Here is a 17,144-nt window from a genome sequence, read left to right on the forward strand (position 1 = left end):
TACTGTCTCCCGCATGAGCTTTTCCATGTACTGGAGGTCTGCCAGCACGCTTCATTATAGCATATCCCTATTCCACATCCATGCACGTAAGCTGCACTGTTAAAAATAGCGGATTGCTCTAGGTGTAATCGGCAATGTATTCACCCACCAGCCTTCCAGATAAGGATACCACCGGCGTTCCGCCGCCAGGATGCGTTGTGCCGCCTACATACCACAGCCCTTTGATATCTGCAGAACGGTTCCCTGGACGAAAAAAGGTCTGGCGGACGGAGTTGGAGGAAATTCCATAAATGGCTCCCCGGTGCGCCAGCGTGTCGTCTGCGATATTCTGCGGGGTATAGCGCCTTAGCACTTCGGCCTGCCTAATCCCGTCGATGCCATGACCAGCCAGCATTTCAAGCACGCGTTCACCGTAGGCTTCGGAATCCTGACTCCAATCTGTCGCATGGCTCAAATACGGTGCATTCGCCAAAATAAACAAATTGCTGCCCCCCTCAGGCGCCATTTTCCGTTCGGAATAGCCTGAGTGGCAAATATAGATTGTGGGATGCTGCGGAGGCCGCTTGCGGACAAAAATATCCTTAAATTCAGGCTCATACTGTTCCGGGAAAAATACGGTATGGTGCAACAGGCGCGTATATTTGCGCCGTACACCCGCAAGGGTGACAAGTCCTGATAAAGAAGGCTCATAGGCGGATATTCTGCGGTCGCTCATTCCCGGCCGGGTCTCCTGGGGGAGCAGCATACGGTTAATGCTCAGCACATCGCCTCCGGCGATGACGGTCCGGGCCTCATAGAAGCCCTTCGCCGTGTCTACCCCCTCCACCCGGCCGTTCACAACAGAAATCTGCGTCACCTCTGTTCCTGTAATCACCTGCACTCCCAGCTGTTTCGCCAAAGTGACGAGCCCTTCCACCAGCTTATAGGTCCCTCCGCGAACCCCGAAGACTCCTCCCTGACTCTCCACATGCCCGAGCATGGCAAAAATCGCTGGAGCCTTGTACGGTGATGAACCCACATAAGTCGCATAACGGCCCATCATTGCAAGAGTATGGGGATGCCGGAAATAACGCTGCAGCAAGGATTGCAGACTAAGGAAAGGCCTCACACGCAGCAGATCACGAACCAGAGCCGGAGAGATTTTATCTTTCCAGGAGAGCAGCAGCCTGTTCAGGAACTGCTTCTCACTGAGCCTGTACAGAAGTGCGGCTTCAGCCATGAACGCCGGATAGCTTGCGGCGTCCCCGGGACTAAAGACTGCAAGCTGCTCCTGCATATATTCATTATCCCGAGAGAAATCCACTACCGTCCCATCGGCAAACACATTGCGTGTGCGCGGCTCCAGTTCATATAACTGAACGTAGTCTTCCATGCGGGCACCCGCCTGTTCGTACAGCGAACGGAACACATGGGGCATTGTAATGGTGCTGGGCCCACGGTCAAAGGTGTAACCGGCTTCCTCAATACGCTGCAGCTTCCCTCCCGGATGGGACTGGCGTTCCAGCAGAGTCACAGCCCAGCCTTTGGCAGCCAGGGTGACTGCGGAAGATAAGCCGCCGAAGCCGGCACCTATAATCACTGCCTTCTGTTTCATCGGTAGCGCCTTCCTTTCCATTCGTAGCCTTGAGGAGAGCGGCTGCCCCGCCAGGAGCCCAGCGCAATCGCAGCCAGACACATGATGCTGGCCGGCATCAAGAGACACAGCCAAACGGGCTGTCTGCCCGAAGCATCACTGGTTCTCTTGACTGCGGCACCTGCCAAATAGGACAGGATGGACCAGAACGCCGCTGCTTCCAAACCGTTAAGCATGCTGTAGACAGCCATTCCGAAAGGCACCACATACATAAGTATATAAAAAGCCAGCATGAGCAGCAAAAGAAGTGGATTGCGGCCGAGACCGGCATAAATATTCTTGCCATAGCCGTTCCAGACTCCGGCAGCCTGATGATACATCCGCATTTCGGAGACAGCCGTAATATCGGCCAGGGTCACTGGGTCCCGTGCCCGTTTTACCGCGCGGGCCAGCGACATATCATCCACCAGCTCGCTACGGATAGCCTCATGCCCTCCGCAGCGGTCGTAACTGTCACGGTGAATCAGCATGAAGCCGCCGTGCGCCGCTACGAAGCGGGGATCGTTCGATCCCCGGACGAGGAGAACCGGCAAATGCGAGATGATTGTAAAGCCCATAAGAGGCACAACCAGCCTCTCCAGCCAGGTGCCGGTAATCTGCCGGGGAAACCCGGTAATCAGACCCGAACCCTGGATATCGGCGGCAGCCACAGCGGCTCTAAGCGCACCCGGCCGCAGCCTGACATCGGCGTCCAGAAACAGCATCCATTCGCCGCCCGCGGCTTCCGCCAGTTGAGCACAGGCGTAGGCTTTACCTATCCAGCCGTCAGGAAGCTCACGACCCTCCAGCACCTGAACCCGTGCCCCTCCTGCTGCAGCGGCAAGCTTTCCCGTTCCATCTGTGGAACGGTCGTCCAGCACCAGAATCTCAAGCTCCACTCCGGCATCCCCGCAGGACAGTACGGACGCAAGGCAGGCTGAAATATTTTCCGCTTCATCACGGGCAGGGATCAGGATAGACAGCCGCTTAAGCCGCTGGCCGGACACCATCAAGGAGGGATCTGAACGTTTCTTCCACCGCGGGTCTTCCAGCATGGGAAGCTGCGCTGCATTCCACAGCGCAAAGAGCAGCTGCAGCAGCAAGAAAATAAAAAGAAACTGCAGAAGAAGGTTCATCGGCTACCCCTCCCGCGCATGGAATCCAGCCATTCGTTGGTCGATCTCCCCTGCTTCATCAAGGGACGGAACTGCTCAGGCATATGCCCTTTATTTGAAAAAATCATCTGCCGGTGAGTATCCAGCTGCGCCTGGAGAATCGTTTCCAGGATTCCGGTAATGTGGCTGCGTTTCAGATCTGCCCAAGGAAGCATAAGCGCTTCACCGGCAAGCAGCGTCGCATCCGGCTTGGAATGCCGGAACAAGCCATGATATAGGGTGACGGGTACGACGGCTGCCTGTGGACACATGCGCAGGATCAGTGCTGCCCCTTCCTTCAGGAGGAGCGGAGCACTGCTTAGCGGTAGAATCTCCCCTTCCGGATACATCCACACATTCCCCCCTGCATGAAGCAGATTGGCTGAATACCGTAAAGACGCTCTGAGATCGCCCGTCCGGTCACGGTTAATAGAGTAGGCTCCCAGCTTGCGAAAAAAAGCGTATTTGCGGAGCTGTTCCTCTTCCATCATGAAATAGTGAGAACTGCCTTTCATCCGTCCTGCAGCATGATAGGCCAGCAGACCATCCCACCAGGAGCTGTGATTCATAATATAGAGAATAGGCCTGCCTGCTGCAGCTTCGGGCTGAAGCTCACCGGAGATGCCCAGGAAGTGAAAATGCCGGCGGAGCAGATATAGTGAATTATAGCGGTAGAATATCTGATCAAAGCTTTTGGACTTGACGGCTTCCAGCATAGTGCAGGCCCCCTTCCGACAATGCGGCCCCAGCCCCGGCAATCACTGCACAGAGCGGCAGCCCTTCACGCAGGCTGATCAATCCGAACAGGATCAGAATTGCCTGGTAGAGCCGTGTCCCCCGGCGTGCGGCTGAACGGGATACCTGAACATTCGGCAAACATAAGGACAGCAGGGCAGAGACGATAAGCCATCCGGCAAAATTGCTCCATGGCACATGATAAAAGCCTCCATCGCCCCCCCATTGCCAGAAATTGCGCGCATGGGCAACCGGATCAAGCACCAAATCCAGCAATACGGTCCAAAAGCCGACCTGAACGGATCTTACAGCCAGCAGCCGGAATCCCTTTTGTCCAAAATCATAGCTCATGAGTGCGGCATTGCAGATCACTGCAATCCAGGCAAATCCAAGAGTGACGGGTACGCCGTAGATCAGCGGCCCGAGCACTTGGGTATATTCGTAATCACCGAACAAGCGCCCGGAGTGGACACCTATCCACTCCACCGTCATTCCACCCGTCCAGACCAGGGCAGCAGAGAGCCACATGGAACGCTCCTTCGGTTTATTTTGAAAAATGACTGACCGGTCGGACATAAAAAATGAAGTTTGTCCCTTGACCGATAAATCAGCAGCATATACAGCATACAGGATCAGAAAGATACCACTGGAAAATTGTAGCCTCTCGGGGATACTGAACAGGATCAGCAGCAGGGCGCCAACGGTATACCACACCCAGAAAACATATTTGATCATTAGTACACCGCCGCTCTGCCCTTGTCGGCATACCGCGCAGCTGTGCGGCGGAACATCTGAAGCTTCGCCTCATCGCTGACGTAGGCTCTGCGGCGGAAAACATCATAGTCTGCGGCTTCAACATCATCCAGAATGGCTGCATAGAAGGCGGCTGCCAATTCTACCGCCAATCCGCTCTCGGGCGGGTAGGTCTCTACATTCACCAAGCCTTTTTCAAACCAGGCCAGTGCCTCGCGCCTCAGCTCATGAATCACAGCCACGAACTGTTCATTCACTTCGCCGCGTTCCAGTTCCTGCTCCCGGTAACCGTTTCTCCTCATGATATCAAGCGGCACATAACGCCTCCCGCGTCTTAAATCCTCGCCTACATCGCGGATAATATTTACAAGCTGCATCCCGATGCCAAGAGATATTCCTGCCGCCTGTGCTTCTTCATTATGGTCATCCCGCAGGACCGGCAGCAGCATTTCTCCGACTGTGCCTGCTACAAGATAGCAGTAAGTCTCGAGCTGCTCCAGAGTTTCGTAATGAGTGAATGTAAGATCCCGGGTTTGTCCTTCCATCTGCAGTAGAAACGGCTCCCGTTCCAGCTGTGGAAAGGTATCGAACAACCAGCGTAAAGCCGGCCAGATAAAATGCCCTTCCGCCTGCCCCAGATTTCTGAAAGAATCGCCGAGCTCATGAATGGTGTATAGGGAGTTATCCGGTTCGTCTACACTGTCATCGATCATCCGGCAGAAGGCATAAATCACATGTACGGCTTCCCGGCGCGGACTGGGCAGACCGTCAAAGGCCTTGTGAAACGAAGAGGAGCCTTTCTTCATGAGTTCCTCACATTGCTGTATAATCCTTTTATCCATGACCGCTCATCTCCTTCATAAGTTCATGCACTGCCAGTCGGGCTCCCTGCATTACAATCGGTACCCCGCCGCCCGGATGCACCGAAGCACCGGCGGCGTATAAGCCTTGTACGGAATAGGGTTTTGCCTGCGGCCGGAACACACCGGATTGGCTCAGTACCGGAGCGATGCCAAAGCTTCCGCCGCCAAACATACCCTCTTGCTCCGCTTGCGCCGGTGTGCGAAGCTTGCGCCAGACGATGCTGGCAGACAGCCCCGGAAATCCTCTCTTCTCCGCATCTGCCAGCACCTTGTCAGCCAGCGGTCCGGCAATGTTATCCCAATCCAGCTCAGGTGAAGCCGGTACCGGAATCAGGAAGTATAGCACACTCTCTCCCGGAGGAGCCGCGCTGTCATCCAGCGCTGCAGGATTGAACACGTAATAAGAGGGATGTTCTGAAATCGTTCCTTTATCGAACAAATCACGAAGATTGTCATTCAGGCTATCCGGCAGGAAAAACTGATGGACCATCGCATCCGGCCAGCGTTTGTTGGCTCCGGCATAAATCAGCAGACAGCCCGAGGAGGGCTTGAATGCACCGCGCCGGATAGGCTTTAACGTCACAGCAGCATCCTCTTCGGCAGGGTCCGCGCGCTGTCCGGTCGGTTTGAACATCTGCTGGGGCAGCAATTCCTCCAGTAGCGGAAAATCACCGTTGTACAGGACCGCATCATACGGGATACTTTGGCCTTGAACCCTTACTCCCTGGCAGCGTCCGCTGCTTATTTTCAGCGACTCTACCTCAGTGTCCGTATGAATGACCACGCCCCTGCGTTCAAGCTCACGGGCCATAATCTGCGGAAGACGTCCATACCCGCCCTTCAGCATCCAGATGCCAAAGGCATGCTCGGCATACGGCAGCATCGTGTAAATACCCGGGGTACGGAACGGCGCACCACCGATGTACAGGCTCTGCAGCGAAAAGGCATCCTTCAGCTCTTCGCTATGGAAATACTGCCCGACTGCCGACCTCAGACTCCTATAGGCTCGAAGACGTCCCATCAATGACAGATTCCGGGGGCTGAAGAAATCTCTCCGCCGTGCAAACCCCCGCTCCAGAAATGAAGCCTTGCCCTGAGGATAGAGTACCGACATTTCCTTCATAAAACGGGTGAACCCTTTGCCTTCGCCAGGATATTGCCGTTCAATCTCTGCAGCCTGCGCTTTGGTTCCGTCAACCTTGGTCAGGATACGCCCGCTCTGGAAATGAATCCGGTAGAGCGGATCGCAGCGCAGCAGCTCCAAGCTCCCTTCCGGCAGACCTGCTTCTTTCATAATGCCGAGCAACATCTCCGGCAGGAGCACAATCGTCGGCCCCCGGTCAATCCGGTAAGGCCCGCTCTCTTCAAAGGCCACCCGCCCGCCCACCTGCTGGCCGCGCTCGTACACCACAACCTCGTGGCCCTGCTGGCTGAGCAGCAGCGCCGCGGTAAGCCCGCCGATCCCGCCGCCGACGACGGCGACCCGGCTCACAGCGGAACCCCCGTTCCGGCAGATGCCGGAACAAAGGCGCTGCCGCGGGCGGCACGGTCGTGCTCCCGCAGCAGCCTTGCACTGATCTTCGCCGACTCAAAAATCGTCGGCAAGCCGCTGCCCGGATGGGTTCCGCCGCCGACCAGCCAGATGCCGCCCACCTCCTGGAAGGTGTTGTGCGGGCGCAGGTACATCATCTGGCCCAGATTGTGGGCCATGTTAAAGGTTGCGCCATTATATACATCCAGCTTATCCTGCCAGTCTTGCGGGGTGAAGAACAGCCGCTCCTCCACCCGCCCGGATATACCGGCAAGCTGAGGGATATGCTGAAGCTGTTCCATCATTTGGGCCTCTACGGCTGCGCCCTCTTGCGCCCAGTCCACCTCCGCCGTCAGATTAGGAACGGGCATCAGCACATATAATGAAGATTTGCCCGCCGGAGCCAGGGTTGGATCGATCACGGACGGGTTATGGACGTAGATTGAAGCATCCTTCGACAACCTGCCCAGCTTCGTAATCTCCTCCACATTGCGCCGGTAGTCCTGCGCGAAATGAACGGAGTGATGAGCCAGATCGACTTCCCCGTCCACACCGAGGTACAGCATGGCTGTTGAGCAGGAATAGCGTTTTCGGGAAATTTTGGCAGGGGCATACCTTTTTAGAACCCCTGGTTCGAATAGTTTTGTCATGGCAGAGCCAAAATCAGCCCCGATCACCACATAATCTGCTTCTACCGTATCCCCGTTCTCCAATTGAAGACCTGCGGCATGCCGGTTCTTCACAATAATGCGTTTAACACCGGTGGAGGTATGGACACGCCCGCCGTGCTCTCTAATAATGTCTGCCATCGCCTGAAGTACACGATTAATGCCGCCAATCGGATGATAGAGGCCATAGCGGTGCTCCATATATGAGAGAATGGTGAACGTCCCCGGGCACTCCCAGGGCGACATGCCGAGGTATTTAGCCTGAAAAGTGAAGGAATACCGCAGGCGTTCATCATCAAAATAACGGGACAGCCGGTTGTAGACATTGTCGGCGGCATTCAGCTTGGGGAGTGCATGAAGCACATCTCTTTTGGCATAGTCACCCAGGGATTGAAACGGCCGCTGCAGCAGTGGAATTACCCGTTCCAGCTTCTCCCCTTCTTCGGACATAAACCGCCGATAACCCTCCCCGTTTCCCGGAAATAAACGCTCAATCTGTTCTGCTGTATACTCCTGGTCTGTCGAAGGCGTAAAAACGGTGTCTCCAAAATGCAGCGAATACAGCGGATCAAGTTCTTTTAAATCTACATAGGAGTGTAAGGAGCGCCCTGCGGAAGCAAACAGTTCCTCCAGCAAATGCGGCATCATCAAAAAAGTAGCCCCACGGTCAAAACGGTACTCTCCGAGTCTTAGCTCTCCCGATCTGCCTCCAACCTCGTCCTGCTTCTCATATAGATCGACCTCATATCCTTCAGCGGCGAGGAGCATGGCGGCAGCCAGTCCTCCGGGACCTGCTCCGATTACCGCTACCTTTGCCGTACGCTTTCCTCCGGTCATCTTCTCTGCCTCCTCAACAAACCTTATACAATAACTATACATATATGATACAAATATCATACATACTTTAGGCGGGGTTGTAAATACTGCGGTTAAGCTTACCATTCAAGAGTTTCGGAGGATTCTCCGCAAAGGCCGTTTGCATACAAAAAAAGCCCTCCGAATCTCAGCGGATTCGAAAGGGCTCGATGTGCTTATTGATCTTTTAGTGTCTGATTTCCAGCTTCATAAAAACCTCTTGAAACCACACCTGCCAGTGCTCCGGCGACTCATTCATGACATAACGCGCCTCGGAGAATTGAGGAGCTACCTCCTCATACCCCTTGCCGCCCACAAGGAACTGAAGGTTCGGAAATGCTTTCTTCAACCGTCCCATCAGATCCTCTGTCGCAGCGACCCGTTCATTGCCGGTTACCGACAGGCAGACCAGTCCGACCCGGCTCTGCTTGTTCAACATCTCTATGATGCCTTCCTCAGGCGTATTGGCCCCCAGGTAGATCACTTCGACTCCATTCTTACGCAGAAACAGCGCAAACAGCAATAGTCCGATCTGATGATGCTCCCCGGACGGACAGAACGCCAGCACCTTCGGAAAATGGGCTTGTACAGGAAAGACATGAAAGAACTGATAAAACCGGTTGGATATCATCTGTGTCATGTAATGCTCCTGGGCCACAGTCGCCAGCCCCGCCTCCCATGCATCGCCAACTCTGACCAGAATTGGCACCAGCACCTGATGGAACATCGCCTCATAGCCGTAGAGGGAAAAGCCAAAATCAATCAGCGCGTTTGCCCGCTCCCCCTGGAATTCAAGCATCGCCGTGTAGATTTGATTTTTCATTTTTTCAAAAGCATCGCCTGGCATCCCCCCGGCCATAGCCGTATGCTCTTCCAGCTGCTTCTCTTTGCTTGCTCTAAGCAAACGGACCGCGTGTGAAATACTGATGCCCTGCTTCTCGGTCTGTTCCTTCAGCCACCGCAGGTCTTCGATATTCTCCTGGCTGTACAGCCTGTAACCGGATTCCGTTCGTTCGGGGATAACCGCCTTATATCTGCTCTCCCAGGCTCTCAGCGTAACGGAAGGAATATCCAGCATTTCGACGACCTGTTTGATCGAATACACGTTGCACCCACTCTCTTCCCTGACCCTCTATATATTTGAATGCTCAAACCTTATACAAATTATTTACACTCATTATACATACGCTTCCCGGATATGTCATCAGCCATTACAGCTGCTTCAATTTACTGCTTCGGGTGTTAATAGTTGAATACTATGCCGGAGCATACTTAATACACAAGCTCTCTGCAGCACATCAGGAGGAACCTATGAATCCAGACAACTCTACCGCTCCGTCCGGACGAACGGATAACAACAATGCCAATAGCCAGAATTTTTCTCCGTCTCATCACAAGCGATCACCCCGCCGCCGCAAATGGATTTGGTGGATGCTTGGACTCCTTATTCTTTGGCTGGCCGGGGTGATGATATATCAGACCCACAAACCGCTTCCTGCGGGAATATCCTTTGAAAGTCCCGTGTACCAAGTCGACAAGGTGTCTTTCTGGCATGATCTTACCTATCCGGACAAGAGCGGGCGCGAGCAGCACGAAGATCAGATCTTGCCCCGCATCCTGCAGATTATAGAAGAATCAAGGCAGTTTTTGGTGATCGATCTGTTCCTGTTCAATAATTACACCCATAAGGATCAGCACTTTCCTGCAGTAAGCCAGGAGCTGGCCGATAAACTCGTCACACAGCAGCAGGCCCACCCCGATATGGAGATCGTCTTCATCACGGATGAGGTCAATACCAATTATGGCTCTGCCCCGAATCCGCTGCTGGAAGAGATGAGAGCCGCCGGAATCAAGGTAATCCTGACTGATGTTGATTCGCTGCGTGATTCGACCCCCGCCTACTCGGCCGTATGGCGGACCTTTATTCAATGGTTTGGCCAGTCCGGCCAAGGGTGGATTCCCAACCTGATGGCAAGCCAAGGCCCCGATATCACGGCCCGCTCTTATCTGAAACTGCTGAATGTAAAAGCCAATCACCGCAAAGTGGTGGTCAGCGAGAAGACCGCACTGATCACTTCAGGTAATGTGCATGATCCCAGTGCCTATCATTCCAACATTGCGCTGGAAGTGCAGGGGCCCATCATCTCCGATATCCTGAAAAGCGAGCAGGCGGCAGCCGATCTGTCTGAGGCGGGGCCGATTCTCAGCAAGATGCCCGTATTCTCCCAAAAGAATGCAGTGAAGTCCGGCGGCCCGCTGGAGGTGCGATACTTGACCGAAGGCAAAATCTATAAATACGCACTCGAGGGCATCCGTTCCACCGGCAAGGGCGACACGCTCTGGATGGGCATGTTCTATCTGGCCGATGACAGGATTCTGGACGAACTGGTGAAGGCATCCGCACGGGGAGCAGACATCCGGCTCCTGATGGACCCGAACCAGAACGCCTTCGGACGCGATAAAATCGGTATACCCAACCGTCCGGTGGCCATGGATCTGAACAAGCGCACCGGCGGAAAAATCGCCATCCGCTGGTACAATACCGGCACAGAACAATACCATTCCAAGCTGATGTTCATTGCCAAAGGCAGCGGCCAGTCGGTAGTTCTGGGCGGCTCAACCAATTTTACAGCGCGCAACCTGGATGACTTCAATCTGGAAAATAATCTGTGGGTCGGCATGACGAAGGACCAGCCGCTGTATGCCGAAATAGAAAGCTACTTCAACCGGCTGTGGAGCAACGAGGATGCACAGTACAGCCTGCCGCTGGAAAAGTACCAAAGTGATGTAACCTGGATCAAATACATCCTGTTCCGTATGCAGAAGAACCTGGGTTTCACTACTTTTTAAGTACAGAAGAAATATTACACTCCCTGACAGGCAATTCTGTCTTATATTCATGCCAAAGACCGCCGGACAGCTGTACGCAGCCTTGTCCGGCGGTCTTTTCAGGTATGATGTTGGAATGCGGACTACTCAGCCATATGCGTAAGCCCGCCTAAGCTTGACTCACAGCAGCGGAGACATCAGTCTTGCTGCCGATTCCAGCAGCCGCTCCAGCAGCCGCTTGTTCATGAAGGTCTCATGCACAATCTGACGGGTGGACAGCAGGTCGCGTTCGAAATCCGCCACGATACGGGAGACACTTTCCGTCTGCAGCAGCAGCGCATTGACCTCGAAGTTAAGATGGAAGCTGCGCATGTCCATGTTCGCTGTTCCAATCGTGGCAATTTGACCGTCGGTAATCAGCAGCTTGGAATGAATGAACCCCTTCTCATATTCATAAATCTTCACGCCCGATTCCAGCAGAGCCGGGAAATAGGAATGGGAGGCCAGAAAGGGAATCCACTTGTCCGGTTTGGCCGGAAACAGCAGCCGCACATCCAGGCCGGACATCGCAGCCACCCGCAGTGCCGTTAAGATATCCTCATCCGGGATAAAGTAGGGGCTGGCGATCCATACTGATTTTTCCGCCGAGGTGATCATGGAAAAGAAAATATTTTTGAGGGCACGCCGCTCGTTGTCCGGTCCGCTGGCGATAATCTGCACCGCCCCGTCCCCCGTCGTAAACCGCAGCTGCGGAGAGAGATAATCCTGCTCCAGTATTTTTTCGCCCGTTGTATGCATCCAGTCCTGCAGAAAAATAATCTGCATCGTCCGCACCGCTTCGCCCCTAATCAGCATATGGGTATCGCGCCAGAAACCATACGTCTTGCTGCGGCTGAGGTATTCGTCCCCCACATTTAACCCGCCCATGAATCCGACATCTCCGTCAATCACCACGATTTTACGGTGATTCCGATAGTTGACCCGGCTGGAAAAAAAGGATGTGGAATTGCCATAAGACGCTACCTGAACTCCGGCATCGCTTAATTCCTTAAGGAAGGCACGGGACAGCTGAATACTACCGACCGCATCATACATAAATCTGACGGTTACACCCGCACGAGCCTTCTCAATCAGAATCTGCTGAATCCGCGTCCCGATATGGTCGGCCCGAAAAATATAGTATTCCATATGAATATGGTGCTGTGCCTGCCGCAGCTCCAGCAGCAGCGTGCCAAAGGTCTCTTCGCCATTGGTCAGAATTCGGGTTTCGGAGTTGAATGAAACAGGTGTCCGCGCCAGCCTCTGTGATAATCCCAGCAGCTTTTGGCGGTTGGGATCAAAGATGGACCAGTCCTGGTGCATACGCAGGGCGTCATTCTCAATCCGTTCATAGGCCATTAGGTCACGTTGTGCTTTTTTATCGTATTTACGCCGTTTGAACACATTCTGTCCGAAGAGAAAATACAAGATGAGTCCCACCACCGGAATCAAGGCCAGCAGCAAGATCCATGACATAGTAGTGGAGGGATTACGGTTCTCCATAAAAATACCGAGTGCGATGGAGATGACGGTCAAAGTGGAGAACACACTGACAATGGTACCGGCGGTATTGCCTAATACACCGAAGCCAAAGTAATAAAATGCCAATAAAGCTGCAATAATGACAAATGCCTGCAATCCTCTTCTCATAGATAACCTACCTTCTCTTTCTGCCTTTCATCACTAAAATGACACATTTATATATTACATGAAGAAAACCTTTCTTCCTACAGGAATCGGTTGCAAAACAGAAATTACAACAATACTGTAACCACTTGACTGCCTCCTGCGTAGCTACATTTGTATTGGCTCAACATATATACTATAATCAGTTTGACCCAATAGTCAATTACAGAACTCATTGGTCAGAAAGGAGCCAACATCCTTGTCAGCCGATAAAAATGCTATGAAAAAAGAACAGATTATTAAAACAGCCATGCAGCTATTCGCTGTGAAAGGTTCATCCTCCACCTCGATGCAGGAGATTGCAGAATTATGCGGGATATCCAAAGGCAGTCTCTACCTGGTTTTCAAATCCAAGGAGGAGCTGGAACGCAGCATTTATATATATTGCTTCCGTATGATCCACGACCCGCTGCAGCAGGAAGAGGAGAGCTCAAGATCTCCCCGCGTGAAGCTGCGCAACCAGATTGAAATTCTGCTTCATCATGTGTATGAGCTGAGGGAATTTTTTCAGCGGCAAATTCAGGAGCTGGCCGGAAAAGGCATGCCCGATGCGCCTGAATGGCTGCGCAAGATCAACGGCCCCCTGCTGAACTGGTCCCGGGACAAGCTGGAGATTATGTACGGCAAGGAGATCATCCCTTATACAGGAGAGTTATTCTTGCTGGGGCATGGAATTCTCCATTCCTATATCTGGGTTCTTTTCAACCACGAGTCCGCAGTTTCCATTCCGCGTCTTGCCGATCATCTTGTGGACCTTCTGGATATTGTGGTCGCCGGTCTTCTCGCCGGACATCATGTCCCCCTGATCGCTCCCATCGTTCTGGACAGCTGGATAGAGAATCATGATGGTAACAACCTACAACGAAATCCCTTGCAGCTGATCAAAGAAATGAAGGAGCTGCTGAATTCAGCCCAGGACATGGACCCGCAAAACGTAGATGACGCTCTGGAGTCGTTAGCCATTCTGGAAGGCGAAATTCTCATGCCCCACCCCCGCAAGGCTATTATCCAAGGCATGCTGGGTAACCTGCAGGGCTGTTCCGCCGTTCAACAGCAACTGGAGGATCTACAGAAGCAGATCTCGCTTCAATCACCCGGCATATGCGGTTTTCACTGATCAAGCGCGTTTAGGCACAAGAGAGAGAAAGACGTATAGGAGTAACAGTCACACATTTATACTGAGGTTTTCCCTACGGAAGGCCCGAGAGGAGCAGAAACGTAACTTATGAAGAGCTTAATTAATTTCTCGCTCAGAAACAAATTCGCTATTTGGCTTCTGACGATCATCATTGTGTTCGCCGGTCTCTACAGCGGTCTAACCATGAAGCAGGAGACACTGCCTAACATCAGCATTCCTTATCTCAGCATTACCACGATTTACCCGGGGGCCGCACCGGAGGGCGTAGTGAACGATGTCAGCAAGCCGCTGGAGCAAAAGCTCCGCAATGTGGACGGCGTGAAGACACTCACCTCGAACTCGCTCGAAAATGCCTCCAGCATCACCATTGAATTTGATTATGGAACGAATCTGGATAACGCTACGGCGGCTGTCCGGGAGGCGCTGAATGAAGTCACCTTGCCGGAGAATGTGCAAAAGCCGCAAATCTCCCGGTTCAGCCTGAGCTCCCTGCCGGTCATTTCACTCAGCTTGTCCGACAACAGCTCTGAGGATCTTGAAGGACTGACCCGCATCGCTGAGAACGATATCCGTCCGGCTCTGGAAGATATCGAAGGCGTAGCCTCCGTGCAGATTGCCGGACAATATGTGAAGGAAGTTACCCTTAAGTTCAACCAGGACAAGCTGAAGCAATACGGGCTGACTGAAGATACGGTCAAGGGGATTGTCCAAGGCTCTTCCCTGCGTGTGCCTCTTGGACTCTTCACCATGGAAGATTCGCAAAAAGCAGTGGTAGTAGACGGAAATGTCACTACCGTTGAAGATCTGAAAAACCTGAGTATTCCTGTAGTACCTTCTGGCGCAAGCGCAGCTCCAGGTGCTAGTGCAGCTGGTGCTTCGGCTGGTGCCGCAGCAGGTACTGGTGCTGCTCCCGGTGCGGCTATGACCGGACTGCCCACAGTCAAGCTGGGAGAACTGGCATCTATCGAAGTTGTCGGCAAATCAGAGTCGATCTCCCGCACGAACGGCAAGGAATCCATCGGGATTCAGATTGTAAAAGCCAATGACGCCAACACGGTAGACGTGGTCAACGGCGTTAAGGATAAAACGGAAGAACTGAAGAAGCAGTTCAAGTCGATGAATCTCACCGTCCTGCTGGATCAAGGAAAGCCGATTGAGGATTCCGTAAATACGATGCTGTCCAAGGCTGCCTTTGGCGCCCTGTTCGCCGTGCTGATTATCCTGCTGTTCCTGCGGAATATCCGCTCGACGATTATTTCCATCATCTCCATCCCATTATCCCTGCTGATTGCGATTCTCTGCCTGCGTCAGATGGACATCACGCTGAATATGATGACGCTTGGAGCGATGACGGTTGCCATAGGGCGTGTCGTCGATGACTCGATTGTTGTCATAGAGAATATCTTCCGACGGCTGACCCTGTCTGGAGAGAAGCTGCGCGGCCGTGAGCTAATAAGCGCGGCGACACGTGAAATGTTCGTGCCGATTATGTCCTCAACCATCGTAACGATCGCTGTATTCCTGCCGCTCGCTTTTGTCAGCGGTATGGTAGGCGAGCTGTTCCTGCCGTTTGCCCTCACGATGGTATTCGCACTGCTCGCTTCACTTGTAGTTGCCATTACCCTGGTGCCCGCACTGGCACATACGCTGTTCCGCAACGGCCTGAAGAAAGGCAAGAAAAGCCACAGCGGGAAGCCCGACAGAATGGCTGCCGGCTATCAGAAGATTCTGAATTGGTCGCTATCCCATAAGCTGATCACCTTCGGCGTTGCTGTGCTTCTGCTGATAGGCAGCGTGTTCCTGATTAAACCTATCGGTGTCAGCTTCCTGCCTTCCCAGGAAGAGAAGAACGTTACGCTCACCTTCTCTCCAAAAGCAGGACAAACGCTGGATGACGTCAAGGAGCAGGGCCTGAAGGCCGAAAAATATATTCTGGCTCAAAAGTATATGGATAAAGAGCATCTGGATAAAATGCAATATTCCATCGGAGGCAGTAGCCCGTTCGGGATGGGCTCAGGAAATTCGGGGCTCTTCTATGTAACTTTCGACAGTGATACTCCTGATTTCGATAAGGTAAAAGAAAATCTGATTGAAGGTCTGACCAAAGAAGTTCCGAATGGTGTCTGGGGTGATTTGTCCGGCATGTCCGGCGGTGGTCTTGGCGGCAGTACGCTGACCGTGAACATTTTTGGCGACAGTCTGGATCAGCTTAAGCCGGTAGCCGACGAAATTGCCGGTATCGTGAAGGCTGACACCGACAACTTCAAGGACGGGGAGACCAGTCTCTCTGAAGCCTATGATCAGTACACCATCGTTGCGGATCAGGCAAAACTCAGTTCGCTCGGCCTAACCGCCGGACAAATTGCTATGAAGCTTAGTCCTGCCGGTACCCGCCCTGTGCTGACAGAGGTAGCAATGGACGGTAAAAACTATAATGTCTACATTGAAACCGACAAAGATACGTATACTAGCATTCAGGAAATGGAAGACGCTACACTAACTTCCCCGCTTGGTATTACGGTGCCGATTAGTGAGGTAGCCAAGATTGAGAACGGAACTTCGCCAGACTCCATTACCCGGGAAGACGGTAAAATGAAGGTCGATGTTACCGCCGAGATTATTTCAAATGATGTGAACAGCGCTTCGAACAGCGTCAAGGAAAAAATCGATGCCCTCGACCTGCCGGATGGCGTGACCGTCACCTTCGGCGGTGTAACCGAGCAGATTAATGATACATTCGGACAGCTCGGCATTGCCATGGCAGCCGCTGTTGCCATTGTGTACTTCGTGCTTGTGGTTACGTTTGGCGGCGGTCTTGCACCGTTCGCGATCCTGTTCTCCCTGCCATTCACGATTATCGGTGCACTGGTTGCCCTGCTACTGGCGGGAGAAACGCTGAACGTCTCTGCACTTATGGGCGCACTGATGCTCATCGGGATCGTCGTCACCAATGCGATTGTCTTGATCGACCGTGTAATCCACAAGGAAAAAGAAGGGTTGTCCACGCGTCAAGCCTTGCTTGAAGCCGGAGCTACCCGCCTGCGTCCGATTCTGATGACCGCACTGGCGACCATCGGCGCACTGCTGCCGCTCGTATCCGGCCTCGAAAACAGTGCCGGCATCATCTCCAAGGGTCTCGGTGTAACGGTTATCGGCGGTCTTGTCAGCTCCACCCTGCTGACACTTGTCGTTGTGCCGGTCGTGTATGAATTCCTGATGAAATTCCGCAGCAAAAAGGTATATGAATAAGGCTTAATCTCCGAAGAGCACGGCGTCTTTCC

The 17,144-nt window shown here is 53.2% G+C and carries 12 protein-coding genes; 3 read left to right on the forward strand and 9 right to left on the reverse strand.

Annotation, left to right across the window (positions count from 1 at the left end):
• Positions 1-118 precede the first annotated feature (118 nt).
• From ACTJKB_RS11735 to ACTJKB_RS11770, 8 genes are all read right to left on the reverse strand, one after another.
• Positions 119-1,594 carry a phytoene desaturase family protein gene (locus tag ACTJKB_RS11735; RefSeq protein ID WP_440834132.1) on the reverse strand — a complete coding sequence of 492 codons (1,476 nt, stop codon included), beginning with the start codon at positions 1,592-1,594 and terminating at the stop codon, positions 119-121.
• Positions 1,591-2,748 (reverse strand): glycosyltransferase, encoded by a 1,158-nt coding sequence (locus ACTJKB_RS11740; RefSeq protein WP_440834134.1) that lies wholly within the window; start codon positions 2,746-2,748, stop codon positions 1,591-1,593. Before ACTJKB_RS11740 ends, ACTJKB_RS11735 begins: the two co-directional genes overlap by 4 nt.
• Positions 2,745-3,482, reverse strand: a complete 738-nt coding sequence (locus tag ACTJKB_RS11745) for a lysophospholipid acyltransferase family protein (protein WP_440834136.1) — start codon at positions 3,480-3,482, stop codon at positions 2,745-2,747. The genes ACTJKB_RS11740 and ACTJKB_RS11745 overlap by 4 nt, the downstream gene beginning before the upstream one ends.
• Complete coding sequence (locus tag ACTJKB_RS11750; protein WP_440834137.1) at positions 3,451-4,236, reverse strand: carotenoid biosynthesis protein; 786 nt, start codon at positions 4,234-4,236, stop codon at positions 3,451-3,453. The genes ACTJKB_RS11745 and ACTJKB_RS11750 overlap by 32 nt, the downstream gene beginning before the upstream one ends.
• Positions 4,236-5,096, reverse strand: a complete 861-nt coding sequence (locus tag ACTJKB_RS11755) for a phytoene/squalene synthase family protein (protein ID WP_440834139.1) — start codon at positions 5,094-5,096, stop codon at positions 4,236-4,238. Before ACTJKB_RS11755 ends, ACTJKB_RS11750 begins: the two co-directional genes overlap by 1 nt.
• Positions 5,089-6,609, reverse strand: coding sequence for a phytoene desaturase family protein (locus ACTJKB_RS11760; protein ID WP_440834141.1), 1,521 nt, complete (start codon positions 6,607-6,609; stop codon positions 5,089-5,091). Before ACTJKB_RS11760 ends, ACTJKB_RS11755 begins: the two co-directional genes overlap by 8 nt.
• Positions 6,606-8,153, reverse strand: coding sequence for a phytoene desaturase family protein (locus ACTJKB_RS11765; protein WP_440834143.1), 1,548 nt, complete (start codon positions 8,151-8,153; stop codon positions 6,606-6,608). Before ACTJKB_RS11765 ends, ACTJKB_RS11760 begins: the two co-directional genes overlap by 4 nt.
• 205 nt (positions 8,154-8,358) lie before the next feature.
• Positions 8,359-9,276, reverse strand: a complete 918-nt coding sequence (locus tag ACTJKB_RS11770; protein ID WP_440834145.1) for a MerR family transcriptional regulator — start codon at positions 9,274-9,276, stop codon at positions 8,359-8,361.
• 206 nt (positions 9,277-9,482) lie between these two features.
• On the opposite strand from ACTJKB_RS11770, the gene ACTJKB_RS11775 reads away from it, so the two are divergent.
• The gene (locus ACTJKB_RS11775; protein WP_440834147.1) at positions 9,483-11,021 is read left to right on the forward strand and encodes a phospholipase D family protein; all 1,539 of its coding nucleotides are present in this window, start codon (positions 9,483-9,485) and stop codon (positions 11,019-11,021) included.
• A gap of 159 nt (positions 11,022-11,180) precedes the next feature.
• Here the strand turns inward: ACTJKB_RS11775 and cls are convergent, their stop codons facing one another.
• Positions 11,181-12,689 carry a cardiolipin synthase gene (cls, locus tag ACTJKB_RS11780; RefSeq protein ID WP_440834148.1) on the reverse strand — a complete coding sequence of 503 codons (1,509 nt, stop codon included), beginning with the start codon at positions 12,687-12,689 and terminating at the stop codon, positions 11,181-11,183.
• 235 nt (positions 12,690-12,924) lie between these two features.
• Between cls and ACTJKB_RS11785 the strand changes: the two genes are divergently transcribed.
• Both ACTJKB_RS11785 and ACTJKB_RS11790 read left to right on the forward strand, forming a co-directional pair.
• Entirely contained in the window at positions 12,925-13,842 is a 918-nt protein-coding gene (locus tag ACTJKB_RS11785; RefSeq protein WP_440834150.1) for a TetR/AcrR family transcriptional regulator, read from the forward strand.
• A 108-nt stretch (positions 13,843-13,950) separates the two neighbouring features.
• Complete coding sequence (locus ACTJKB_RS11790; protein WP_440834151.1) at positions 13,951-17,112, forward strand: efflux RND transporter permease subunit; 3,162 nt, start codon at positions 13,951-13,953, stop codon at positions 17,110-17,112.
• The last annotated feature ends 32 nt before the right edge of the window (positions 17,113-17,144 follow it).

It is taken from the genome of Paenibacillus sp. 22594 (assembly GCF_052044425.1).
Classification (GTDB): domain Bacteria; phylum Bacillota; class Bacilli; order Paenibacillales; family Paenibacillaceae; genus Paenibacillus_AQ.